21 protein-coding genes are annotated in these 24,813 nt (G+C 73.6%); 9 read left to right on the top strand and 12 right to left on the bottom strand.

Translation table 11 applies throughout. The annotated features are described in order from the left end of the window. Positions 1-14 precede the first annotated feature (14 nt). The 3 genes from Q0840_RS17340 to Q0840_RS17330 all read left to right on the top strand — a co-directional run bounded on the left by Q0840_RS17340 (position 15) and on the right by Q0840_RS17330 (position 4,981). Positions 15-689, top strand: coding sequence for a hypothetical protein (locus Q0840_RS17340; protein ID WP_298461910.1), 675 nt, complete (start codon positions 15-17; stop codon positions 687-689). 340 nt (positions 690-1,029) lie between these two features. Beyond that, positions 1,030-4,026: an amidase family protein gene (locus tag Q0840_RS17335; protein ID WP_298461907.1), complete on the top strand. Its 2,997-nt coding sequence runs from the start codon at positions 1,030-1,032 to the stop codon at positions 4,024-4,026. Positions 4,027-4,147: 121 nt separating this feature from the next. Next, a complete protein-coding gene (locus Q0840_RS17330; protein WP_298461904.1) occupies positions 4,148-4,981 on the top strand; it encodes an SDR family NAD(P)-dependent oxidoreductase in 834 nt (277 codons plus the stop codon). A gap of 2 nt (positions 4,982-4,983) precedes the next feature. Here Q0840_RS17330 and Q0840_RS17325 read toward each other — a convergent pair whose 3' ends face one another. Next, positions 4,984-6,327 (bottom strand): FAD-dependent oxidoreductase, encoded by a 1,344-nt coding sequence (locus Q0840_RS17325; protein ID WP_298461901.1) that lies wholly within the window; start codon positions 6,325-6,327, stop codon positions 4,984-4,986. Positions 6,328-6,469: 142 nt separating this feature from the next. On the opposite strand from Q0840_RS17325, the gene Q0840_RS17320 reads away from it, so the two are divergent. Together Q0840_RS17320 and uvsE are read left to right on the top strand one after the other, a co-directional pair. Further along, entirely contained in the window at positions 6,470-6,658 is a 189-nt protein-coding gene (locus Q0840_RS17320) for a hypothetical protein (protein ID WP_298461898.1), read from the top strand. 174 nt (positions 6,659-6,832) lie between these two features. Beyond that, entirely contained in the window at positions 6,833-7,819 is a 987-nt protein-coding gene (gene uvsE / locus Q0840_RS17315) for a UV DNA damage repair endonuclease UvsE (protein ID WP_298461894.1), read from the top strand. An 89-nt stretch (positions 7,820-7,908) separates the two neighbouring features. On the opposite strand, the gene Q0840_RS17310 is transcribed toward uvsE, so the two are convergent. The 3 genes from Q0840_RS17310 to Q0840_RS17300 form a co-directional block, all read right to left on the bottom strand. Then, entirely contained in the window at positions 7,909-9,249 is a 1,341-nt protein-coding gene (locus Q0840_RS17310; protein ID WP_298461892.1) for an ABC transporter substrate-binding protein, read from the bottom strand. 93 nt (positions 9,250-9,342) lie between these two features. Further along, positions 9,343-10,245 carry a carbohydrate ABC transporter permease gene (locus Q0840_RS17305; protein ID WP_298461889.1) on the bottom strand — a complete coding sequence of 301 codons (903 nt, stop codon included), beginning with the start codon at positions 10,243-10,245 and terminating at the stop codon, positions 9,343-9,345. Beyond that, a complete protein-coding gene (locus tag Q0840_RS17300; RefSeq protein WP_298461886.1) occupies positions 10,238-11,176 on the bottom strand; it encodes a carbohydrate ABC transporter permease in 939 nt (312 codons plus the stop codon). Before Q0840_RS17300 ends, Q0840_RS17305 begins: the two co-directional genes overlap by 8 nt. Positions 11,177-11,586: 410 nt before the next feature. Between Q0840_RS17300 and Q0840_RS17295 the strand changes: the two genes are divergently transcribed. Next, on the top strand, positions 11,587-12,801 hold the full coding sequence (locus tag Q0840_RS17295; protein ID WP_298461885.1) for a Gfo/Idh/MocA family protein: 1,215 nt from the start codon (positions 11,587-11,589) through the stop codon (positions 12,799-12,801). A gap of 38 nt (positions 12,802-12,839) precedes the next feature. On the opposite strand, the gene Q0840_RS17290 is transcribed toward Q0840_RS17295, so the two are convergent. Beyond that, positions 12,840-14,189, bottom strand: coding sequence for a Gfo/Idh/MocA family protein (locus tag Q0840_RS17290; protein WP_298461882.1), 1,350 nt, complete (start codon positions 14,187-14,189; stop codon positions 12,840-12,842). Positions 14,190-14,473: 284 nt separating this feature from the next. On the opposite strand from Q0840_RS17290, the gene Q0840_RS17285 reads away from it, so the two are divergent. Then, positions 14,474-16,477, top strand: a complete 2,004-nt coding sequence (locus tag Q0840_RS17285; RefSeq protein ID WP_298461879.1) for an S-layer homology domain-containing protein — start codon at positions 14,474-14,476, stop codon at positions 16,475-16,477. Between the two features lie 63 nt (positions 16,478-16,540). Here the strand turns inward: Q0840_RS17285 and Q0840_RS17280 are convergent, their stop codons facing one another. After that, positions 16,541-16,969: a pyridoxamine 5'-phosphate oxidase family protein gene (locus Q0840_RS17280; protein WP_298461876.1), complete on the bottom strand. Its 429-nt coding sequence runs from the start codon at positions 16,967-16,969 to the stop codon at positions 16,541-16,543. Positions 16,970-17,089: 120 nt separating this feature from the next. Between Q0840_RS17280 and Q0840_RS17275 the strand changes: the two genes are divergently transcribed. After that, a complete protein-coding gene (locus tag Q0840_RS17275; RefSeq protein WP_298461873.1) occupies positions 17,090-17,869 on the top strand; it encodes a sulfite exporter TauE/SafE family protein in 780 nt (259 codons plus the stop codon). Positions 17,870-17,978: 109 nt separating this feature from the next. Here Q0840_RS17275 and Q0840_RS17270 read toward each other — a convergent pair whose 3' ends face one another. The 6 genes from Q0840_RS17270 to Q0840_RS17245 all read right to left on the bottom strand — a co-directional run bounded on the left by Q0840_RS17270 (position 17,979) and on the right by Q0840_RS17245 (position 23,247). Then, positions 17,979-18,452, bottom strand: coding sequence for an aromatic ring-opening dioxygenase LigA (locus Q0840_RS17270; RefSeq protein ID WP_298461868.1), 474 nt, complete (start codon positions 18,450-18,452; stop codon positions 17,979-17,981). Between the two features lie 149 nt (positions 18,453-18,601). Next, positions 18,602-19,822: a M20 family metallopeptidase gene (locus tag Q0840_RS17265; RefSeq protein WP_298461865.1), complete on the bottom strand. Its 1,221-nt coding sequence runs from the start codon at positions 19,820-19,822 to the stop codon at positions 18,602-18,604. Positions 19,823-19,958: 136 nt separating this feature from the next. Further along, the gene (locus Q0840_RS17260) at positions 19,959-20,264 is read right to left on the bottom strand and encodes a DUF1905 domain-containing protein (protein WP_298462001.1); all 306 of its coding nucleotides are present in this window, start codon (positions 20,262-20,264) and stop codon (positions 19,959-19,961) included. A gap of 15 nt (positions 20,265-20,279) precedes the next feature. Next, on the bottom strand, positions 20,280-20,828 hold the full coding sequence (locus tag Q0840_RS17255) for a dihydrofolate reductase family protein (RefSeq protein ID WP_298461860.1): 549 nt from the start codon (positions 20,826-20,828) through the stop codon (positions 20,280-20,282). Between the two features lie 109 nt (positions 20,829-20,937). Beyond that, positions 20,938-21,987 (bottom strand): spore photoproduct lyase family protein, encoded by a 1,050-nt coding sequence (locus Q0840_RS17250; RefSeq protein ID WP_367183150.1) that lies wholly within the window; start codon positions 21,985-21,987, stop codon positions 20,938-20,940. A gap of 189 nt (positions 21,988-22,176) precedes the next feature. Then, positions 22,177-23,247 carry a spore photoproduct lyase family protein gene (locus tag Q0840_RS17245; protein ID WP_298461855.1) on the bottom strand — a complete coding sequence of 357 codons (1,071 nt, stop codon included), beginning with the start codon at positions 23,245-23,247 and terminating at the stop codon, positions 22,177-22,179. 457 nt (positions 23,248-23,704) lie between these two features. Here Q0840_RS17245 and Q0840_RS17240 point away from each other — a divergent pair. Beyond that, positions 23,705-24,813, top strand: a 1,109-nt coding sequence (locus tag Q0840_RS17240) for a DUF222 domain-containing protein (RefSeq protein WP_298461999.1), incomplete at its 3' end; no start/stop codon positions are given.

The following is a 24,813-nucleotide window of genomic DNA, read 5'->3' as shown; positions in this document are numbered from 1 at the left end:
GTATCCTCGACGGGGTGGACCACGACCCCGCACCGACCTCCGGTCCCCCCTCCGGTCCCCCGGCCTGGGTGCCCGCCGACGCCGTGCGCGTCGCCGGGCTCCTGAGCATCGCCGTCGCGGTGGTCGGGTTCGACGGGGTCGCGGTCGCGCTGATGCTGCTCGTGCTGGGCGGCCTGATGGTCCCGCGGGCACTGGGCATCCCGGGCCGGGTCGACGTCGCCTACGGGTCCAGCCTGCTGGTCGCCGCCTGGAGCGGCGTGCTCGGTCTCTACGAGCGCATCTCCTGGTGGGACCTGGCGGTCCACACCGCCGTGACCGGCATGGTCGCGGTGATCGGGTACCTCGTCGCCGTCCGGGTCGGCGTCGCGCGGGACCCGGCCGACGCCGACGCCGTCGTCCACCGGTGGGGCGTGGCCGCCCTGGTGACCGGGCTCGGCCTCGGGCTCAGCGTGCTGTGGGAGATCGCCGAGTGGCTGGGCCACACGTACGTCGACCCGTCGATCAACGTCAACGAGGTCGACACCCTCGGCGACCTGGCCGCGGGGGGCATCGGCGCGCTGGTCGCCGGGCACGGACTCGTCACGCTGGCCCGGCGCGCGGCCGCGTCGCCCGACCCCGTGCCCGACGACGGCGCCGTACGGCGCCGCACCGACTCGGGACGCACCGCAGGCGGCCCCCGACCTCGCTGATCCCGGCGACGCCGGGGCCACCGGTCGGGCCGCCGTCGGGTCGCTGTCCGGCCGCTGTGGGCCGACCGTCTGCCGTCGGGCAACCGTCGGGCCGGGAAACCGGCCCGACGCGACCGCGAAATCCCCCGGTGACAGGGCGTGTCTAGCGTCCGGCGGACCGCGGCAGGTCGCTGCGGCTCGCCGACAGGGAGACACCATGCCGTCTGCTGGACCACGGTGGCCACGCGCCACCGACGACTCACCGACACCGCGCTGCCGGGCGTGGCACCGACGGGGATCCGCGCTCCTCGTCACGGGACTGACCGCCTCGGCTGCGCTCGTCGCGGCCCCGGCGTCCGCGGTGACCGACGTGCCCGGCGGCACGGGGATCACCTGGCAGGTGCACGACGCCGCCCGGCCCGGCCTGGACACGGGCAGCCTGCGGTCGGTGAGCGGGTCACCCGTGGACGGGTTCGGCAACATCGCCGTCCAGGTCGACGTCGAGCCGCAGCCGCGGCTGAACGGTGAGCTCATGCGCGGCTTCGGCCTCACCTTCGACGGCGCCGACACCTTCGCCACCACGCAGTCGGTCGACCTCGGCGGCGTGCACATCACCCGTGAGCTCACGGTCATGGCCGCAAGCAGCGCGACGCGCTTCTTCGACACGTTCACCAACACCACCGCCGAGCCGGTCACCGTGGAGGTCTCCTTCGGCGGCGCGCTCGGGTACGGCAGCGGCGCCGACCAGGGAGCGGTCCGGGCGACGTCGTCGGGCGACACGGCGCTCACGCCCGACGACGCCTGGACCGTCGTGGCCACCACCGAGCCTGCCGACCGACCGGTCGGCGTCGTCCTGGGCACGCCCGCGCCGTTCCCCGGCGCCCTGACCAGCATCGGCAACCAGGAGCGCGACCCGTTCCGCACCGCCCGGGCGACCGAGGGGCACGAGTCCAACTTCTACGGCTTCGTGACCACGCTGACCGTCGCACCCGGCGAGACGGAGTCGCTGGCCCGCTTCGTCCAGATCGGGGAGCCGGGGGCGGTCGACGACGCAGCCGTCGACGTTACCGCCCTGACCGCCGCCCCCGACCTCACGGGCCTGACGCCCGGGGAGATCTGCACCCTGGAGAACTGGGACCTGACCGCGCTGACGGTGGCCGGTTTCGACCCGGCGGACTGCGCCGCCGTGACGACCCTGCCGATCTCCCCGGCACCGGCGGCCCCGCCGACCGTCACGAGCTCGCCGTACGACGTGGTCGACGCGTCGATCGCCGAGCTCCAGGCGGACCTGGAGAGCGGCGCGACCACCTCGCAGAGCATCACCCGCGCCTACCTGGACCGGATCGCGGCGTACGACACCGGCCAGCTCGGCTTCGGCGCGTTCATCACGGTCGCCGACGACGCCATGGCCCAGGCCGCGGCCGCCGACGCGGCCCGGGCGGGCGGCGCCACCGGCGAGCTGCTCGGCATCCCGATCGCGCTCAAGGACCTGTACGACACCCGGGACATGCCCACGACCGGCGGCACGCTCGCGCTCGCGGACTGGCAGCCGGACGCGGACGCCCACCAGGTCGCGCTGCTGCGCGACGCCGGCGCGGTGATCATCGGCAAGACCACCCTGTCGGAGTTCGCCAACTCCGGTGGCTACAGCGAGAGCGCCTTCGGTCAGGCCTGGAACGCCCTGTACCCGTCCAAGACGTCGTTCGGCTCCAGCGGCGGGTCGGCGGTCGCGGTCGCCGCCAGCATGGCGGCGGCGGCCATGGGCAGCCAGACCGGGGTGTCGCTGTACGCGCCGAGCGTCGGCAACAGCATCACGACCTTCCGCGGCACCGACGGGATGGCCAGCGTGCACGGCGTCATGCCGCTGTCCTGGGGTCAGGACTACGCCGGCCCGATGGCCCGCACCGTCACCGACCTGGCGTACCTGCTCAACGCGACCACCGGCACCGACCCGAAGGACGTGCTGACCGCGCAGGCGGACGCCCACCGCCCGGCCGACTGGACCGACACGCTGACGACGACCGCCCTGCAGGGCACGCGGATCGGCTACCTGCCCGGTTCCTTCGTCTCGGGCTACTCCGACGACGACACCGGGGCCGCGGTCCGCGGCCACTTCGCCGACCTCCAGGCCGCCGGCGCCGCGATGGTCGAGATGCCGGCGCCGCCCGATCTCGGCCGGGCGCCGTCCGGCAGCCGCACCGAGGAGGGCTGGGCGCGCTACATCGAGCTGCACGACGACTTCCCGTTCGTCGACGGCGACGCCCTGCTCGCCTCGCCGCTGGTGCTGCCGTACAACCGGCGCGAGCTGCGCGACACCCCCCGCATGACGCCCGAGGAGGTCGACGCCTGGCTCGCCTACCGCGACGCCGCCAAGGTCGCGATCGCGGCCTGGATGGACGAGCACGACGTCGACGCCGTCGTCTATCCCGGCTTCCTCAGCGACGTCTACAACAACGACAGCGCGACCAACCAGCTCACCGCCGACCGGGCCACCGGGGTGCTGACCTCCAGCGTCGGGCTGCCGACCGTCGTGGTGCCCGTGGGCACCAACGAGCACGGCTACTCGGTGGCCATGCAGCTGGTGGGCCGTGCCTGGGACGACGCCGCCGTGCTCGGCATGGGGTACGCCCTGGAGCAGCAGGCCGACGGCCGGCTCGTGACCGGGTTCGCCCCGCCCCTGGAGCACGTCGCGCCGTTCGAGCCGCCGCAGTTCGTGGACGTCGTCGCGGGGCAGGACTTCTACGACGACATCCGCTGGCTGGCCGACTCAGGGCTGTCCACCGGGACCACGGTCGGGGACGAGGTGTACTTCTACCCCGACCGCGCCATGTCCCGCCAGGCGATGGCGGCGTTCATGTACCGCTACGCCGGGGTCGTGCACACGCCCGCCCCGGGCCGGCAGACCTTCGACGACGTCGCCCCCGGCAGCCCGTTCTTCGCGGCGATCGAGTGGATGGCCGCCGAGGGTCTGGCCACCGGCTACGACGGCGACCTGTTCGGTCCGGCCCGCCCGGTCAGCCGCCAGGCGATGGCCGCATTCCTGTACCGCCTGGCGGGCGAGCCCGCCGTCGACGGACCGGCGGCGTTCACCGACGTCCCGGCGGGCAGCCCGTTCGTCGACGCGATCGCCTGGCTGCAGGACACCGGGGTCGCCGAGGGGTACCCGGACGGCACGTTCGGCCCGGCGGTGCCGATCAGCCGGCAGGCGATGGCCGCGTTCCTGCACCGCTTCGACGGGCTGGCCGACGGGCCGCTCGAGGCCCGGCAGCCGACGGCGTCCACGCTGGTCGCACCCACCCCCGCCCCGCTGCGCACCGACGGGCCGGGCCGACTGCCCCAGGAGCAGTACGGCGAGTGACCGGCGCCCCCGGCCATGGCGGCCCCGCACCCGGACCGGGTGCGGGGCCGCCATGGCGCTCGGCGCGCGTCACCCCGCGTCGACGGGTGATGATCGAGGCCCGACCACGAGAGGCTGCCCCATGCCCGACCGCACCATCGTCCTGACCGGAGCCAGCGACGGGATCGGCGCCGCCGCGGCGCGAGCGCTGGTCCAGCGCGGTGAGCAGGTCGTCGTCGTCGGCCGCTCCGCGAGCAAGACGCAGGCGGTGGCTCGGGAGCTCGACGCACCCTTCCACCTGGCCGACTTCGCCCGGCTGGACGACGTCCGCCGGCTCGCCGACACGCTGGGGTCCACGCTCCCGCGGATCGACGTCCTGGCGAACAACGCCGGGGGCCTGATGGGCACCCGCGAGCTCACCGTCGACGGGTTCGAGCGCACCCTGCAGGTGAACCACCTGGCACCGTTCCTGCTCACCCACCTGCTCATCGAGCCGCTGCTGGCCGCCCGCGCGTCGGTCATCACCACGTCGAGCGCGGCGGCCCGGCTGTTCAGCGGGCTGGACACCGCCGACCTGCAGAACGAGCGGGCGTACTCGCCGCGCAAGTCCTACGGGGACAGCAAGCTCGCGAACATCCTGTTCACCGCGGAGCTCCAGCGGCGGTTCGGCGACCGGGGGCTGTCCGCCGCCGCCTTCCACCCCGGGGTGGTTGCGACCAACTTCGCCGCGGACTCCACCGACGTGATGCGGTTCCTCTACCACACGCCGTTGCGTCGCCTGCTGACGATCGGCCCGGCAAAGGGCGCCGACACCCTGGTGTGGCTGGCCACGCACCAGCCGGGCGTCGACTGGGAGCCCGGCCAGTTCTACGAGAAGCGCCGGGTGGCCCGGACCAGCCCGCGCGCGTGGGACCCGGCGCTCGCGGCGGACCTCTGGGACCGCAGCGCGGCGATGGTGGGGGTGCCGGTCGCCTGAGGTCAGCCGGCCGAGCGCCGGGCCGGCCCGGGCACGGGTCCGTCCCCGGGCACGGGTCCGTCCCCGGGCACGGGTCCGTCCGGTCCCCGGAGCCACCGGCGCACCGCGGCGGCCGTGCGGCGCCCCGACACCAGCGCGCCCTGGGTCGAGGCGGTGTCGCGGTGGTCACCGCACACGAACCGTCCGCTCCCGAGGTCGACCGGGCGCCGCACGGTCAGCGGCGGGACCTGCGCGGGCAGCGCATGCGGCACGAGGTGCCGGGTGAGCTCGTTCCAGGGCCGCGGGTCGGTGCCGAGCATCTGCCCGGCCTGCCGCCGGACGGTCGCCTCGTCCGGCGGGGTGGCGCCGAGCAGGCAGGTGACCGCGACCAGGTGCATGCCGGTGGGGGCGTACGTCGGCGCCGACGCGGTCATCACGGCGGCGTTCACGACCGGCCCGCGGCGGCGCCCGTCGACGACCACCACGGACGACGTCGACGACCTGGCCGTCGGACCGGTCGGCGCGCCGGCAGACGGCGGCTGGTCGGTGGCGTACCAGTGCGTGACCAGGCCGTTCATCGACGGTGCGGGGATCGGCACGAGCTGGGCCGCGGCCGGGCCGTCGGTGGCGACCACGACGGCGCGTGAGGTCACCGCGTCGCCGTCGGTCAGGACCCGCTGCCCGGCGCCGGTGCGCTCCAGGCCCCGGACCTGCACACCCAGCCGGACGTCCGGGACGCCGCGGGCGAGCTGCTGCGGCAGCGCCGCCATGCCGGCGGCCGGGACACCGGGGGTGCCCAGCAGGAAGCTGCGGACGAGCAGGCGGACGAACTGCGCCGACGTCGCGCCGACGTCCTCGGCGAGGACGCCGGCCAGGAACGGCTCGAGCACCTCGCGGCGCACGGCCCCGTGGACGCCGGCGTCGGTCAGCGACCGCCCGAGCGGGGCGTCGGGCCGCCGGAGCAGGCGGTCGACCGGGCCGAGGGCGGGCGCCGCCCACCGCGCCAGGGCCAGCAGCTCACCCGGACGCGCGTAGCCGCTCGCGAGCGTCCGTCCCAGCCGGGAGGGTGCGCGTCGCGGGTCGGCGAGCAGGGCCAGGCCGGCGTCCCGGCGCACGGCCACCCCGGGCAGGAACGGCCGCAGCTCGAGGGCGGCGACGTCGACCCGACGGCGGACCGCCGGGTAGGCCGGGTTCAGCAGCTGGAACCCGCGGTCCACCGTGAAGCCGTCGACGTGGTCGGTGCGGATCCGCCCGCCGACGGCGTCCGCGGCCTCCAGGACACACACCGACACGCCCCGCTCGTGCAGGGACCGGGCGCACTCCAGCCCCGCCACCCCCGCACCGACCACCACCACGTCGCAGTCCATGGCCTGCAGCGTAGGCCGGGCGTCGCGCCGCCCTCCCGCTGAGGTCTAGCGTGCGACCGTGCGGGCATCGTTGCCGGCGGTGCCCGCGGCGTCCCTGCCAGCGACCCCGCGACCCGCCCGGCGACGACCTCGAGGAGCACCGATGAGCACGTCCGACTCACGCACCCCCGACCCCGACGACACCACGGTCACGCCACCCACCGGTCCCGGGCCGGACTCGACCCGCGCCGCCTCGCCGACGGGGGGCGACGGGACCGGTGCGGCGCAGCCCGACACCGGCCCCGGACCGGCCGCCGCGGACGTCGACGACGACGGCGCCGGCCGCCACTGACGGCGACGTGGGCCGGCCGCGGAGCCGTCGGGCGCCCGGCCGGCCCGCTCGGCCGACCGACCGCCCGGTAGCCCGCCCGACGGGCCGCCCGACGGGCCGCCCGACGGGCCGGGCCGGGCCGCTCGACGGGCGGCTCGACGGGCCGGGCCGGGCGGTCCGGGTCAGGATGGGCGCGTGCCCCACCCCTACCGGCTCGGCTTCGCGGTCAAGGTGCTCGGCGACGGCGGCCTGCCCACCGCCGACACCCGACGCTGGCAGAGCGGACCCCACCTGTCCCGCTCGCTGGAGATGCTGGGGCCGGTGCTGGACCGCCTCGAGGCGATCGACGTGCGCATGTTCCGGCTGTCCAGCCAGACCATCCCGTACGGCACCCACCCCGACCTGCCGGACCTGGACTACCGCCGGCAGATCGACCAGTGCCGCGACGCCCTGACCGCGCTGGGAGCGCGGGCCACCGCGATGGGGCTGCGCCTGTCCACCCACCCCGGCCAGTACACGGTGCTGAACTCCGCCGACCCGGTGCTCACCGGGAAGTCGGCCGCGGACCTGGAGCAGGACACCGCGCTGCTGGACGCCCTCGGCCAGGGGCCGGAGGGCGCCGTCGTCGTGCACGTGGGCGGGCTCTACGGCGACCGACCCTCGGCGCTGGACCGCTGGGCGCGCGCCTACGAGCGGCTCTCCGACCGTGCCCGGGCGCGGCTGGCCCTGGAGAACGACGACGGACCCTTCGGCGTCGCCGACGTGCTCGAGCTGCACCGGCGCACCGGGGTGCGGATCGCCTACGACCACCACCACCACCGCACGTCGGTGGAGTCGGTGACCCTCCCCCCGGCGCAGGCGCTGGCCGACACCTACCGCACCTGGGCGCCCGGTGTGCGCCCGAAGGTGCACCTGTCCAGCCCACGCGTCGACCTGGAGGTCGCCGAGCGCAAGCCTGCCGGGAGCCGTCGGATCGAGCGGGTGCCCGTCACTCCGCGGCTGACTCCGCACGCCGACTTCATCGCGCCGTGGGACCTCGTCGACCTGCTGCGGTCCGCGCCCGGACCGCTCGACGTGATGCTCGAGGCGAAGGCGAAGGACCTGGCCGTGCGGCACGCGCGCGCGGCGCTCGAGCGGCTGTTCCCCGACCTGGCCGCGGCGGAGGAGCGCAGCGCCCGCTGACCCGGCCGGGACGCACGGACGCCCCGCACGACATGCCGTCGTGCGGGGCGTCCGTCGGTGGTCCCGGCGGCGTGCCGCCGGTGACCGGGTCAGCCGATCGCGGCCTCGACCTCCGAGCGGAACTGCTCGGCGGCGTCCTGCGGCGTCATGCGCTCGAACAGCACCTCGTTGTTGTAGCGGTCGAGGATCGCCGCGACCTCGCCGGCCCCGATCGGCGGGACCGGGGTGCCGTCGATGATCTCGTCCTCCAGGTCGGCGATGAAGTCGGCCGCCTTCTTCTCGCTCGGGCTCAGGTCGTCCGCGATCGCCGCGCGGACGTCGGTGTTGGCCGGCAGACCACGGTCGGAGAGCAGCAGCTCACCGGCCGTCTCGCTGTTGACCATGAAGTCGATGAACGCCGCGGCCGCGTCGGGGCACTCGGTGTCCGCCGACATCGAGATGTACATCGCGGGCTTGAAGTACATGCCGGTGCGCTCGCCCTGGCTCTCCCCCGGCCACCGCAGCAGCTCCAGCTCGGTCCCGGCGGCCGTCTCGATGGCCGTCAGCTGGTTCGTCCACCAGGCACCCATGGCGCCGCGGTTCGTGCCGAGCAGCGACTGCTCCGGGCCGAGCGACTGGATCTCGACGGTCTCGGACGCGGACGGCTGACCACCGTTGCGCTGCAGGTTCAGGGCGATCTCCCACCACTCGACCAGGGTCTCGTCCTGGTACCCGAGCTCGCCGTCCTCGGTGTAGAGCTGCTCGCCGTTCTGGCGGGCGAAGACCATGAACCCCGGCTCGTTGTACCCGTGGTCCTGCATGCCGAACAGGCCGTCGGTCTGCCCGATCGCGATCGCGGTCTCCTGGAAGTCGTCCCAGCTCCACGTGGTGTCGTCCGGCATCGGCACACCGGCCTGCTCGAAGACGGCCGGGTTCGCCAGCACGGAGTACACGTTGACGCCCGTCGGGATGCCGTACAGCGCACCGTCGGTCTGCCCCGCGGCGAGGATGTTCTCGTCGATCGCGTCCGTGGCGATGTCGTAGTCGTCCAGGTTCGCGATGACCCCGCGCTCGGCGTAGTCGCGCAGGTAGCGCTCCTCCTGCATGAGGATGTCCGGCGTGTCACCACCGGCCACCCCGGTGGCGAGCTTGTCCCAGTACCCGGCCCAGTCGGTGAAGTCGGGCGTGATCGTGATGTCCGGGTTCTCGGCCTCGAACGCGTCGATGACCTCCTGGTTGAGCTGGTGGCGCACGTCCGAGCCCCACCACGCGTAGCGCAGCTCGGCCTGCTCGCAGTCGCCCCCCTCGGCGGCGGGCTCCTCGCCGCTGTTCTCGGCGAGGTTGTCGGCCTGGCCGCAGCCCGCCAGCGCGAGCGAACCGGCCGTCAGGACGGTGGCCATGGTGATCAGCCGGCGGCGCGGCCGGTCAGTGGTACGCAGGGTGGTACGCATCGGTGTCTCCTGTGCGTCGTTCCCGCTGGTCGCGGGGTCGTGGTCCGAGCCTCGTCGTCGAGACCGGCGCCCGGGCGGTGTGGAGGGCGGTGACTACTTGATGCCGGTCGTCGCGATCCCCTTGACCAGGTACTTCTGGCCGAAGAGGAACACGAGGAAGACCGGGATGAGCGACACGATCGACATCGCGAACAGGGAGCCCCACGAGCTGGCGCCGGTGGAGTCCACGAACGTCCGCAGTGCGACCGGGACGGTGTACTTGTCGGGGTTGGTCAGGAAGATGAGCTGGGAGAAGAAGTCGTTCCAGGTCCAGATGAACGTGAAGATCGCGGTCGTGGCCAGGGCCGGCAGCGACAGCGGAAGCATGATCCGGAAGAAGATCCGGATGTGCCCCGCCCCGTCCAGGCGCGCCGCCTCGTCCAGCTCCTTGGGGATGCCGCGGAAGAACTGGACCATGAGGAACACGAAGAACGCGTCGGTGGCCAGGAACTTGGGCACGATGAGCGGCAGGAACGTGTTGATCCAGCCCAGCTCGGAGAACAGGATGTACTGCGGCACGATCACGACGTGGATCGGCAGCATGATCGACATCAGCATGATCGCGAAGAACAGCGTGCGGAACTTGAAGTTCAACCGGGCGAACGCGTAGGCCGCCAGCGCGCACGAGATGAGGTTCCCGAGCACCGAGCCCATGACGATCACGGCCGAGTTGATCAGGTAGTGACTGAACGGGTGCAGCAGCGCGTCCCAGCCCACCGTGTAGTTGCTGACGTCCAGCTCGGACGGGATGAGGCCCGGCTCGCGGAAGATCAGGTCGTTCGGCTTGATCGACGACGAGAGCATCCACAGCAGCGGGTAGAGCATCACCACGCCGACGGCGATGAGCACGAGGTGCTTGACGACGGACCGCGCCCGCCCCGTGCGGGGCTCGGGCCGGTCGGCGGGCCGCTTCGGTGCGACGACGAACGTCTCGGCGGCGTCCTGGAGATCAGTCATTGTAGAAGACCCAGTACTTGGAGAGGAAGAAGTTCAGGGCGGTGAGGACGGCGATGATCGCCAGCAGCAGCCAGGCCATCGCCGAGGCGTAGCCCATGTCGAGGTTCGTGAACCCCTGCTGGTACAGGTACAGGGTGTAGAAGAGCGTCGAGTCGGCCGGCCCACCGGTCCCGCCGGAGACCACGAATGCCGGCGTGAAGCTCTGGAAGGCCCCGATGAACTGCAGCACGAGGTTGAAGAAGATGATCGGGGTGAGCATCGGGATGGTGATGGACCAGAACTGGCGCAGCTTCGTGGCGCCGTCGATCGCGGCCGCCTCGTAGTACATCTCCGGGATCTGCCGCAGACCGGCCAGGAAGATGATCATCGGCGCGCCGAACGTCCACACGTTGAGGATGATGAGCGTGTCCAGCGCGTAGTCCGGGTGCGACACCCACCCGGGACCGTCGACGCCGAACAGCCCGAGGAACTGGTTCACCAGCCCGGACGTGCCGAAGATCTGCCGCCACAGGATCGCGATGGCGACCGAGCCACCGAGCAGCGACGGCAGGTAGAACACCGACCGGTACAGGGCCAGCCCGCGCATGCCGCGGTCCAGCAGCAGGGCCAGCCCGAGCGCGGCGATCAGCTGCAGCGGCACCGAGACGAAGACGTAGGTGAACGTGACCCGCAACGAGGTCAGCAGCCGGGGGTCCTCGAGCATCGCCCGGTAGTTCTCGACGCCGATGACCTCAGGGTCGCTGAGCAGGTCGTAGTCCGTGAAGGACAGGTACAGCGAGGCGAGCAGCGGCCCGGCCGTGATGAGCACCAGGCCGATCAGCCACGGCCCGAGGAAGAACATGGCGTACTTGCCGTCGTTCTTCTCCAACGGGCTGCGGCTCGCCTGACCCTTCTGCTTGCGCAGGGACCCGAGCTCAGACAGGGCGGACATCGACACCTCCGGGAACGGTCAGGGCCCCGACGGCCGTCCGCGCGCCGGCGCGCGCAGCGGGGCGCCACGGGCCGGCGGGGAGCACGGGTCGGTCGGCGCGGACGGCTCCGCGCGGACCTGCATGGGGAGGACGGATCATGCTCCCTCTTCGGTGGATCGTCGTTGATGGACCGAGAAACTCCCGGACAGCGGGCACGCGACACCGCCGCCCTCGGAAAGCGCTTCCACTATGCGACCGCGCTCCGGGCGTCGTCAAGCGCGTCGGCGGATGGATACCGAACCGTGCCCTGCGTGGACTGCGGGCCGGTCACCGCGGGACGGGGCGGCAGGTGACCCCCCGGTCGGGCCGGCCGGCGCACCAGCGACCTGGCCGCTTGACATCCCCCACGCGTGAGTAAACGCTTTCCAGCATGTCCGGCCTCCGCGACGCCACACCCCGCCCGCCCGTCCGTGTCGCCGTCGTCGGCGTCCTCGGCTTCGGGCTGGTCCACCTTCGCACGCTGCAACCCCTCGCGGCCGCCGGTCGGTGCGTGGTCACTGGCGTGGTGGACCGCCGGCCGCTGTCCGGTGAGGCCGCCGAGCTGGCCGGCGACGCCGCCTACCACACCGATCTCGCTGACCTGCTCGCCACCGACCCCCCGGACGTGGTGGCGATCGCGACCCCGATCCCGACCCACGCCCCGCTGGCCACGGCCGCGATGCGCGCGGGCTGCCACGTGCTGCTCGAGAAGCCGCCGACGGCGTCCTTCGCCGAGTACAGGGCGCTGCTCGCGGTCGCCGCCGAGACCGGCCGCGCCTGCCAGGTGGGCTTCCAGGCGAACGGCTCGGACGCCTACGCGCACATCGCCGGGCTCGTCGCCGAGGGCGAGATCGGGGACGTCACCGGCATCGGCGTCGAGGGGACGTGGCTGCGCCCGGTCTCCTACTTCGAGCGTGCCCCGTGGGCGGGGCGACGCCGGCTGGACGGCGTCGACGTCGTCGACGGGGTGGTGACCAACCCGCTCGCCCACGCCGTCGCCGCCGCGCTGCGGCTCGCCGGCGCCAACCGCGCCGAGGACGTCGCCGAGGTCGAGACCGACCTCTACCGCGCCAACGACATCGAGGCCGACGACACCTCGGCCGTCCGGGTGGTGACCACACCGGCCGCCGGCGGCACGACGATCGCCATGGGGCTGACGGTGTGCGCGGCCGAGCAGACCGAGCCGCGCGTCACCGTGCACGGCTCCGCCGGACGGATCACCTTCCGGTACAAGTCCGACGTGGTCGAGGTCGACGGCGTGGCCGGGGCGCGCACCGTCGCGTGCACGAGCACGGGACTGCTCGCCAACCTGGTGGACCACGTCGGCGACCCGGACGTGCGGCTGGTCAGCCCGCTGGTGGAGTCCGGGGGGTTCATGCGCGTCATGGAGGCGATCCGGACCGCGCCGGACCCCGCCCCGGTCCCCGCCGAGCTCGTCGAGTGGCGCGGCGAGGGCCCCGACCGGCACGCCGTCGTGCGCGACGTCGAGCAGTGGTGCGCCCGGGTGGCCACCGAGCTGCGGACGTTCACCGCACTGGGGGCGCCGTGGACGCGGGCCGGTGAGGCCGGCACCTCCGCCGCGTCGGCCGGCGCCCCCGCCGACTGACCGGCGCAGGCGCCGCCGCGCACGTCCCGACGCGCCGCTCAGCGCTTGCGCAGGTCCGCTCCCAGCCCCAGCGCGTCGATGTCGACCGCCTGCCCGGTACGCATCGACTCGTTGGCCGCGATGCCCACGGCGACCGCGCGGACGCCGTCGACGTGGCCGGCCGGCCGGCCCAGCGGGTCGTCCTGGATGCGGCCGCGGAAGACGTCGGCGAGCAGGATCGCGTCGCCGCCGCCGTGCGAGCCCCGACCCATCGGCACCGGGACCTCGTGCGCCCGCTCCCAGTGGCGCTGCACGACCAGCCGCTGCCCCTGCGGCCGCAGCACGTCCGCGCTCGCCGCCTCCCGGGCGCTCGGGTCGAGCACCGCGTGGCCGGAGGCGTCGAACTCGACCGACCCGCGCTCGACCACCTCGAGCTCGGCGCGGCCCTCCGAGCCGTTGACCGTGACCCGGTAGCCCTCCCACGGGGCGTGCGCGTTGAGCGAGTACGTCAGCAGGGCCCCGCCGCGGTAGTCCACGACGACGGCCATGGTGTCCTCGATCGTGATGCCGGGGGCGAAGACGTCCTGGTCGCGCAGATACCCGTCGTGGTGCTCCGCGTCCAGGTACAGCCGTCGGAGCCGCTCGTCCTGCGTCATGTCGAGCGACCACCGGTCCCCCGGCTCGGCGTCCCTGCCGCGCGCCGGTCGCGGCCCGGCCTGGGCCGCACCGGACCCGGCGTCGCCGTAGAAGGCGAGCCGGCCGCGCGCGTAGACGCGCTCGGGGGCGTCGTCGAGCCACCAGTTGACCAGGTCGACGTGGTGGGACGACTTGTGGACCAGCAGGCCGCCGGACAGCCGCTTCTCGCGGTGCCAGCGGCGGAAGTAGTCGGCCCCGTGCACCGTGTCCAGCGCCCACTCGAAGTGCACCGACGTCACGGTGCCGATCCGCCCGGAGGCGATCACCTCCTTGAGCGAGGAGTTGCGCGGCGAGTAGCGGTAGTTGAACGTCATCACGGCGTCGCGGCCGGTCTCGGCGATGGCGGCGTTGATGCGGCGGCAGCCGTCGACGTCGATCGTCAGGGGCTTCTCCACCACGACGTCCGCGCCGGCCCGCAGCGCGCGGGTCACCAGGTCGGCATGCGTGTGGTCCGGCGCGGTGACCACGACGACGTCGACCCGCTGCTCGCAGATCATGTCCTCGAGCCGGTCCGGCTCGTACCGCGGCAGCGGCCCGCGGCCGGCCGCCTCGAGCAGGCCGTCGTAGAAGGCGGCGCGGCCCGGGTTGGGCTCGCACCAGGCGACCGGCTGGGCGACGTCGGCGTGGTCGCCGAGCATCGCGTCGACGTACATCTGGGACCGGTGGCCCGTCCCGGCCACGGCGTAGCGGCGGAGGGCTGTGGCTGACGTCATCGGCAAGCTCCCGGGTCTGAGGGGTGAAAGCGCTTACCTCTAGGATGCCACGAGGCGTGATCCCGGGCGTCGTCGCCGCACGGACATCGGGCGGACGGGAAGGATTGCGCTTTCCCCGTGGCCGGTGTCATGGTGAGGTCGGCACCCGGCGCCTGTGCCGGGCCGAGACAGGGACGTCGCGGCCATGGGCGTCACCATCACCGCCGTCGACCCCGCGGGCGACGCGCCCGCACATCTGACCGTCACCGGGCGACGGCGGCCGCACTGGGACGAGGGGGTCTCGCATGAGCAGGACCGCACGACACGGAGCAGGGACACGCTGGGGCGTGGCCGCGGCGGCAGGGTCGATGCTGCTGGTCGGCGCCGGCGCACCGACCGCGGCAGCGGCCGAGCACGAGGAGGCCGGCGACCTCGGGCGCGCCGTCCTGGCCGAGGGCGACGGCTGGGGGTCCTTCGTGGGCCCGACCTCGCCGAACGACGTCGACGCGCAGGCCACCGGCACCACCGGCGGCTCGGCCGCGACCCAGGACGAGGTCTACGTCGTCGACACCTGGCAGGAGCTGCGCGACGCGCTCGCGGGCGCGCCCGGCGGCAGCCAGACCGACGCCCGCACCAGCACGACGCCGCGGATCATCTACGTCGACGGCGTGCTCGACGCCTACACCGCCGCGGACGGCACGGCCCTGAGCTGCGACGACTTCGCCGCCCAGGTGACCGTGGAGGGCACGGGCGAGCCGTTCAGCATGGACGACTACATCGCGCACTTCGACCCCGCAGGCCCGTGGGGCCGGGCGGCCCCGTCCGGACCGCTGGAGGAGGCCCGCCAGGCCGCCTCGAGCATCCAGGCGGCGCAGATCCAGCAGCACGTGGGCTCCAACGTCACCATCGTGGGACTCGGTGACGACGCCGGCATCGTCGGCGCCAACCTGCGCATCCGGGACGCGCACAACGTCATCCTGCGGAACCTGCACATCTCGGAGGCGAGCGACTGCTTCCCGGAGTGGGACCCGGGCGACACGGACGAGGGCAACTGGAACTCCGCGTACGACAACGTCTCGATCCTGTCCTCGTACAGCGTGTGGATCGACCACAACACGTTCGACGACGGCGACACCCCCCCGGGGAGCCTGCCGGACGTCTACGGCCGCCACTACGAGATCCACGACGGGCTGCTCGACATCACGAACGGCGCGGACCTGGTCACGGTGTCGTGGAACGTCTTCGACGACCACGACAAGACGATGCTGATCGGCTCGTCGGACTCGCGCACCCAGGACCTGGGCGAGCACCGGGTGACCCTGCACCACAACCTGTGGCGCGACATCGGCCAGCGCGCACCGCGCGTGCGCTACGGCGACGTGCACGTCTACAACAACCTGTACGAGCAGACCGACGAGGGGCTGTTCTCCTACTACTGGGGCGCCGGCGTCGAGTCGAGCCTGTACGCGGAGAACAACGCGTTCGTGCTGGCCGACGGCGTCGACCCGGGGCGGATCATCGCCGACTGGGGCGGGACCCGGCTGCACGAGCACGGCTCCGAGGTGAACGGGGAGCCCGTCGACGTGCTCGCGGCCTTCAACGCCACCGCGGACGAGCCGCTGCTCGACGAGGCCCGCTGGGACCCGGCCGAGTTCTACGACGTCGAGCTCCTGCCGACCTCCGACGTCGCGGCCGCCGTCGAGGCGTTCGCGGGAGCCGGGGTGCTGAGCCCGGCCCCGGCGCCGGAGTTCGTCGACGTGACGCCGAGCAACCCGTTCTACCCGGACATCCGGTGGCTCGCCGAGAACCGCCTGAGCACCGGGACCCCGGTCGGCGACGAGGTGTTCTTCTACCCGGCGTCGGCGGTCTCCCGGCAGGCGACCGCGGCCTTCCTGTACCGGTACGCCGGTGACGGGTGGGTGCCGGAGCCCGGGACGCAGTCGTTCTCCGACGTCGACCCGGACCACCCGTTCTACGTCGCCGTCGAGTGGCTCGTGGCGACCGGCATCGCCGACGGGTACCCGGACGGCACGTTCGGGGCGACCATGCCGGTGTCCCGGCAGGCGATGGCGGCCTTCCTGCACCGCCTGGCCGGTGAGCCGCAGGCCGCCGGCACGGCGTCCTACGGCGACGTCCCGCCGGGGCACCCGTTCGCCGAGGCGATCGCCTGGCTGGACGGGGCGCGCATCACGACCGGGTACGACGCCGACACCTTCGGCCCCGGCCGTCCGGTGACCCGGCAGGCCATGGCGGCGTTCCTGCACCGCTTCGACCAGTTCCTGTTCCGACCGGCGGGGGCCACCACCTGACCGGTGCCGACCGGCGCGACGGCGCGGTTCCCCCGAGGGGGCCGCGCCGTCGTCGCGCGCGGGTCAGCCCCAGTAGTTCGACGGCAGCGGCGGGACGCCGATCCGCCGGCCCGTGGTCCGGTCCGCCGCGATCCGCACGAACCGCGGCCGGTCCCCCGGCGCCCAGGGGACCAGCCCGAGGCGGTCCACCCGCGACAGCTCCGCCGCGCCCGTGACGTACCGGGCACGTCCCTGCACCAGCACGCTCCAGCCCGTGCGGCTCGGCTCGTCGATCCCGTCGACCTCGAAGGCCGCCGGGGAGTCGTCGAGGGCCGCGTCGAGCGCGTTGCCCACGGACGTCCGGAAGACGACGTCGTCGTCGTCGAGCACGAAGGTGACGGGCAGGACCAGCGGCGCGCCGTCGGCGACGACCGCGACCCGGCCGATGCGCTGCTGCTGGAGCAGCCGGCGGCACTCGTCGTGGTCCAGCTCGGTCCAGCGGGGGTCGTCCATGGCCGGCCTCCTCGTCGGGGCGAGCGGTCTGTCGCGTCGCGGCGTGCAGCCCAGTCTGGCAAGCCGAGCCACGAACCGCAGCGCGGGCCGGACGCCGTCGTCCGTGACACCCTCGGGCGCGTGCTCGGACTCTCCGGCGTCGACGTCCTGCTGCTCGTCCTCGCCACCTCGCTCGTCGGGTTGAGCAAGACCGCGCTCCCCGGGGCCGGGACGCTGACCGTCGCCGTCTTCGCCGCGGTGCTGCCAGCCCGCCTGTCGACCGGCGTGCTGCTGGTGCTGCTGATCGTGGGGGACCTGTTCGCGGTGCGGATGTACCACGCCCACGCCGACTGGCCGACCCTGCGGCGCATGGTGCCCACCGTGGTGGTCGGCGTCGTGCTGGGCACGGTGTTCCTCGGTGCGGCCGACGACGCCACGGTGCGGCGCGTGATCGGTGCGCTGCTGATCGCGCTGGTCGGGGTGACGCTGGTGCGCCGGTCGCTGACCCGGCGCGCCGAGCGGGCCGTCGTCCCGGACACCGGACCGGCGCGGCCGCCCGCGTGGCGACGGCGTCTGGACACTGGCGTCTACGGCGCGCTGGCGGGTTTCACGACGATGGTCGCCAACGCCGGTGGCCCGGTCATGTCGATGTACTTCCTCGCGGCCCGGTTCCCGATCAGCCGCTTCCTCGGGACGGCCGCGTGGTTCTTCCTCGTGGTCAACGTCGCCAAGACCCCCTTCTCGGCGGGGCTCGGGCTCATCACGCTCGAGACCTTGACGCTGGACCTCCTGCTGGCACCCGCCGTGGTGGTGGGGGCGCTGGTGGGGAGGCGGGTGGCCGGACGGCTCGACCAGGCGGTGTTCGACCGGCTGGTCCTGGTGCTCACGGTCGTCTCGGCCGGCTACCTCGTGCTGGCCTGACCGACGTCACCCGGCTGCACGCCACAGCCCCGCCGCCCGGTGACGGGAGCGGGGCTGTGGACGTGGGGCCGTGGGCGTCCGGCGGTCGCGGCTGCGAGCCGGCCGGGGCTCAGACCCCGACGTGCTGCGGTGTCGCACCGCCGGTGACGCCCACCGCGGGACGGGCGGCCAGGGCGCGCAGCGCCCAGCCCAGCAGCACGAGCATGATGCCCATGCCCGCGGCGAACGCCGCGACGCCGAACGCGATCACGCTGGTGAACAGGGACGACCGCAGGAACGAGGCGTTCATCATCGTCTCGCGGACCGGGTCCTCGCGGTCCAGCTCGGCGTAGGTCAGGCCGCCGGAGGCCTCGAGTGCGTGGTGGTTGATGATGTCCGCCTGGAAGTAGGCGTCCAGCGGGCCGTCGACGCGCTCCCCGCCGAACCGGGCGGCGTCCTCGGCGACGGTGATGTTCTCGTCGATCAGCTGGCTGCGGACCATCGCCCAGGTCGTCACTCCCCCGGCGATCAGGACGACGCCCGCGATGATCGCGAGCAGCCCGGCCAGGCGGGCGACGGTGGTGGACCTCGTGCTGGTGCTCATGGTGTTCCTCCCAGGTGGTCCGAGGGCGGTTCGCGTCCGCTCTCGTGAGCCGCGGGCTTCCGGGCTCGACACCCACCCTGCCGCCCTCGCAGGCCGCCGACCTGGGCCGAAGGTCCCCGGGACCAACGACCCAGGCACCGGCGTGCGCCTCAGCCCTGGGCGAGCCGGTCCAGCGCCAGGCCGGCCAGCACGGCGGCCGCCACGGGGACGGCGTCGTCGTCGAACCGCGCGTGCGCCGAGTGGTTGTACGGCGCGCTCGCCGGGTCCGCGCCGGGCGGGGTGGCGCCGAGGAACACGAAGGCGCCCGGCACCTGCTCCAGGACGTAGGAGAAGTCCTCCGCCCCGGACACCGGTCGCGGCGCCGTCTGGAAGGCGGCCTCGCCGAGCAGCGCCGACGTCACCCGGCCGGCTCGCGCGACCTCGCCGGGGTCGTTGACGGTCACCGGGTACCCGCGGACGTAGGTGACGTCCGCGGTGAGCCCGTGCGCGGCCGCGATGTGCTCGACCACGCGGATCAGCCGGTCGGGGATGACCGCGTGCTGCTCCGGGGAGAAGGTGCGGATGGTGGCGTCGAGCTCCGCGGCGCCCGGGATGACGTTGTCCGTGGTGCCGGCGGCGATCCGCCCGACGGACACGACCACCGGGTCGTGGGCGTCGAACTGACGGGTCACGGCCGTCTGCAGCGCGAGGACGATCTCCGCGGCGACGGTGACCGGGTCCGCCGCGAGGTGCGGCATCGAGCCGTGCCCGCCGCGCCCCTGGACCGTCACGTACATCTGGTCGGCCGCCGCCATCGCGGTCCCGGGGCGTCCGGTGACGACGCCGTTCGCGATCATCGCCGAGACGACGTGCACGCCGTACGCGGCCACGACCCGCTCCCCCGCGGCGTCGAGCACACCCTCCTCGATCATGATCCGCGCCCCGTGGTTGCCCTCCTCGCCGGGCTGGAACATGAAGACGACCGAGCCGGCGAGCTGGTCCCGCCGCGCGGCGAGGAGACGGGCGGCGCCCACGAGGCCGGCGACGTGCAGGTCGTGGCCGCAGGCGTGCATCACCCCGGCGTGCTCGCTGCTGAAGGTCTCACCGGAGTCCTCGGTCACCGGGAGCGCATCCATGTCGCCGCGCAGCAGGACCGCCGGCCCGGGGTGCGCACCGCGCAGCACGGCGACCACCGAGCTCAGACCGGTGCCGGTGGTGACCTCCAGCCCGAGCCCCTCGAGGGCCTCGAGCACGCGCGCCTGCGTGAGCGGCAGCTCCAGCCCGATCTCCGGGGTCCGGTGCAGGTCGTGCCGCAGCTCGGTCAGGTCGGCGGCGAGGCGGGTCGCCTCGGCCAGCAGGTCGGTCGGGACGGGGGTGGCGCTCTGGGTCACGGCGAGGTCCTCGGGTCGGCCCGGGTGGTGGGCGGCGTGGGGGGCGTGCGGTGCGCCTCGCACGCTAGCCGACGCGCCGGGCGTCGGACCCGGGGGCACGGGCGCCCGACGTCGGGGCCGGGACCACCGCGGTGGCCTACAGGTCGAGCAGCCGGACGCGCAGGTGCAGCGTGTCGCCGACGTCGACGCCCGCCCCCTCGCGCACCGCCCTCTTGACCGGCAGGACGTACGTCCGACGGGTCGCATCAGGGAACAGCGACGTGCGCCAGGTCGTGGCGCCGAGCTCCACCTCGACCCGCACCGACCCGAAGCCACGCGGGGGCCCTGCCGCGGCCGTGCGGTCGAGCACGTCGTCGGCCAGGTCGGTGGGCACGCTGACGAAGGTCCAGCTGTCGCGTCGGGCGTCCCACCGCCACAGGTCGGCGTCGAACTCCAGGGTCATGGTCACCCGCTCCCGTCACGACCCGCGGCGCGCGTAGGTGCTGACGACGTTGCCGGCGGACGTGCGGTAGACGTCGACGAGCGCGAGCCGCGTCAGCGGGTCGCCGGGCTCGAACAGGTGCCGTCCGGAGCCGGCGACGACCGGGTGCGTCATCAGCATCAGCGAGTCCAGGACGCCGGCGAAGAGCAGCTGGCGGACCACCGAGATGCTGCCGCACACCGAGATGGTGCCGCCCTCGGTGCGCTTCAGTGCGGACACCGACTCGACGAGGTCGCCGTCGATCAGGCGGGAGTTCTTCCAGGCGAGGTCGCCCTGGAGGGTGCGCGACGCGACGAGCTTGTCCACCGGGTTGATGAACGCGCCGAAGTCGTCGGTGTCGTTGTCCGGCCAGTACGAGGCCCACTGCTCGTAGGTGACGCGGCCGAGCAGCACGGTGTCGATCTCGGCGAGCGCGGCGTTCATGGCCGCCCCGAGCTCGTCGTCGAAGGCGTCCAGCTGCCACAGGTGCGGGGACTCGACGACGCCGTCGACGGAGTGGAACAGGGCGGTGCTCACGGTGCGCATGGGGTGCTCCTGGCGGTTCTCGGTGCGGTGTCGGCCAGGATGACTCGGCCGGCGTCTCGAACTCATCGGTCACCCCGTCGCGGGGACCGTGTGCGCGGGGCCGGCGCGCTCAGAAGGCGTAGCGCACGCGGCAGGACGGCAGCCGCTCGGCGATGAGGTCGGTCAGCGCGGCCACGTACCGTCCCTTGTCCCCCGTGCGGTAGCGCACGTTCCGCCCGCCGGACTCGGACCGCTTGGCCTGCTGCAGGTCCGGGCGCCACAGCATCTCCTCGGCCCGGGGGTGCCAACCCAGGTTGACCTCGTGCAGGGCCTCGTTGTGGGTCAGCATGATGACCTCGCACGCGAGCTGCGCCCTGGCCTTCGCACCGATGCCGGCATCGACCTGGTCGAGCAGCTCGGCCCAGTCCTCGAGCCAGCCGTCGTGCACGATGACCGGGCTGAAGTTGAGGTGCACCTCGTAACCCGCCTCGACGAAGTCGTCGATGGCGGCGATGCGCTCGGCGACGCGGGACGTCCGGACGTCGACCAGGCGGGCCACGCGGTCGGGCATGAGGGAGAAGCGCACCCGGGTACGCCCCCGCGGGTCCCAGTCGAGCAGGTCGCGGTTGACGTACTTGGTCGCGAACGACGCCTTCGCGGTGGGCAGGCCGCGGAACAGGTCGACGAGGTCGCGGGGGTTGTCGCTGACGGTTGCGTCGACGCTCACGTCACTGTTCTCGCCGATGTCGTACACCCACGCCCGGGGGTCGCACTGGTTCGGCTCGGCCTTGCCCCCCTGCCGAGCGACGTGCCGGGCCAGGTAGCCGGTGATCTGGTCGATGTTCGCGAACACGGTGACGGGGTTGCTGTAGCCCTTGCGCCGGGGGACGTAGCAGTAGGCGCACGCCATGGCGCAGCCGTTCGCCGTCGACGGCGCGATGAAGTCCGCCGAGCGGCCGTTGGGGCGGGCGGCGAGGGACTTCTTGACCCCGAGCACGAGCGCCTCGGTCTTGATCCGCACCCAGCGGTCGACGTTGGTCTCGTCGCCGTGCAGCTCGGGGATGTTCCAGTGCGACGCGACCTCGATCCGCTCGGCGTCGGGCCAGCGGTCCAGGACCTGCCGGCCCCGGGGCAGCGCGGCGGCCTCCGGCTCGACGTAGATCCGGCGGACGTCGAGCAGGGGGCGGGCTGGGCGCGGCGTGGTGGACGACGTCGTCGCGGGCTCCGGGATGGCGCGGGCCGTCGCCGACGACGGCGTCGCGCGAGCGGCGCCGGACACGCGCGCGGGCGGCGGGGCGTCGTCGGGCCGGGGCGACGGCGTGGTGAGGAGGTCGAGGTCGAACGTGGGCTGCGTCACGTCATCTCCTCGTCAGGTCCAGTAGAGCGAGCGGGCGGCGGGCAGACGCTCGGCGAGCGCGTCGTCGAACCAGGAGCGCAGCTCGTGCATGACCGCGGCCGGGTACACGTGCTTGACGGCGCCGTACTTGCCGCGCTTCTGCCGGCGCAGGTCCTCGTCCATCTCCAGGTGGGTCTGCGGGTACCAGCCCAGCAGCACCTCCTTGCTGCGGGGCGTGAACCGGTGGGTGATGAGCTCGGTGGTCAGGTCGAGGCCGGGCACGTCGTCGGTCGCGGCGGCGACGGCGTCGAGCAGCGCGGCGTACTCGGTGCGCCACCCGTCGACCGGCATGATCGGCGCGACGGTCAGACCGACCGGGTAGCCGGCGAGCGCGAGGGCGCGCAGGGCGGCGATGCGGTCGGCCATGCGGGCGGTGCCGCCCTCGAACCGCTCGACCGAGGCGGCGTTGACCGAGAACCGGACCCGCGTGCGCCCGGCGTGGGGCAGGTCCAGCAGCGGTTCGACGTCGGCGAACTTGGTGGTGAACCGCAGCTGCACGGGGCCGCCGAGGTCGGTGGTGCCCACGTGGGTGATCGCGGCGGCCAGCGACCCGGTGAGGTGCTCGAGCGCGAGGGGGTCGGTGTAGCAGGACACCTCGAACGTGGTGCCCTCCGCGCCGCGCGCGTCGGTTCCGGTGGTCACCGAGCCTCGTCCCACCGCGGGCGCGAGGCCGTCGAGGATCTGGTCGACGTTGGCGTAGGTACGCGTGACCGGTGGACCGGTGAGCGACCCGGCGAGGTAGCAGTACTGGCAGTGCGCAGGGCACCCCTCGGCCAGGTCGACCCGCCAGTCCGCGCTGGGCGGGATGGGCTGCAGTGCGCGCTTCGACGGCGGCGCCACCACGACGGCCAGGGTGGACTTCGCCCGGGCGTAGGTCGCGCGAGGGGTGTCCGCGGTCATGCCGGTCAGGCGGTCACCCGCGAGCACCTCGACGTGCGGGACGCCGGCCGCGGTCGCGCGGTCGACGATCCGCCGGCCGTGCGGCAGGTCAGCGGCCGACCGGGTGACGACGACACGCTTGGGGAGCCAGGGGGTGCGGGGCACGTCATGGACAACACCGGCGGGTGCGTAGGGCGTCCGGTGGTGGACCGGCGGAGGCTGTGAGAGTGGTCACCGTCGGCGTTTCCGCGGTGGTTCTTCGGGGGTTTGCTAGGGGCTCGCGCACCGACGGTCCGTGGGTTCTGGCCGGGCCCTCGATCTCAGCGAAGCTCTTCTTGTTCATCTCCTGCCCGCCCCACGCCCAGGGCGGCGGCAGATCGAGCAGCCCGGCCGCCCCCAGGCCCGCGCATCGACCATCCGTCCACACAATGTGACTCTGCTTCAGAGAATGTCAGTGGCCCGCCGTAGAGTTGCGGCATCGCAATAAGTCACCCGAGGGATCAAGCCGGCAGGAGGAGGGCGGGCCGTGAGTGTCGACAATACTTCTCCCACCCCGCCCGGGGGCGCCGCTTCCGGTGACCTTTCGCGCCTTTCCGCCCAGGTGGGTGCGGCGTTGTCGGCGATGGAGGCCGCGGTCGACGTGCTGGCCGGTCTGGACCTGGCGGTGGTCGACGGGCCGGCGGCGGCAGTGGTCGCGCGCCGGTTGGCGGTGGTGGCCAGTCGGGCGGTGGTGGCGCGGGTGCGGCTGCTGCCGGTGATCGACACCGACGGGCTGTGGGCGCTGAGCGGGGCCCGGTCGTTCCCGGTGTGGGTGTCCCACGACCACCAGGTGTCGGTGCAGACCGCCCGGGCCCAGGTCCGCCTGGGCCGGGCCCTGCGCGACCACCTGCCCGCCACCTCTGACGCCGCCGCCGCTGGTGCGGTCACGGTCGAGCAGGCGCAGGTGCTGGCGACCTTGGCGCCGACCACGGCGCAGCGCCGCGAGGTGCTGGCGGACCCGGCGCACGAGTGCAACGAGGCGTTCCTGGTCGGCCAGGCGGCGCGGTTGTCGGTGGATGAGACGCGGGTGCTGGCCCGGCAGTGGGCCGCCTACGCCGACCCCGACGCCGACGACCGCGGCTACGTCGAGTCCTGCGACCGCGAACACCTCGAACTGTCCCGCATGGGCGACGGGTATCACCTGGAAGGGCAGCTGACGATCGAGCACGGCCAGACGTTGAAGGCCGCGTTGGCCGCTGTCACGCCGGTGCCGGCGGTCGACGACGACCGCACCCCCACCCAACGCCGCGCCCAGGCGCTGGCCGACCTCGCAGCGATCACCCTGGACCAGGGACTGGTCGGGACCGGCCGGACGGTACGGCCCCGGGTCACGGTGCTGGTCGACGAACCGACGTTCCGCGCCCGCGCCCGAGCCGCCCTGGCCCGTCCCACCCAGGGCACGCTGCTTGAGGAGACGGTCACCCCGGCCAGCGGCCACGACTCAGCCCCCAGCGCTCCGCCAGCGCTGACGGCGGCGATGCTCACCGGTCAGGCGGTCGCCGGCGGGCCGCAGTACGAAGACCGCACCCCGATCCCCCGCGCGCTGCTGGACCGGATCGCGTGCGACAGCCAGATCAACCGCATCATCTTCGGACCCCACGCGGAAGTCCTCGATGTCGGACGCGCCGAACGCACCTTCACCCGACACCTACGCGCCGCGATCACCGCCCGCGACAAGCACTGCCAATACCC

The sequence above is a fragment of the uncultured Cellulomonas sp. genome, assembly GCF_947494015.1.
Taxonomy (GTDB): domain Bacteria; phylum Actinomycetota; class Actinomycetes; order Actinomycetales; family Cellulomonadaceae; genus Pengzhenrongella.
The sequence above is the reverse complement of the archived record's forward strand: the minus strand, read 5'-3'. Positions and strand labels throughout refer to the sequence as shown.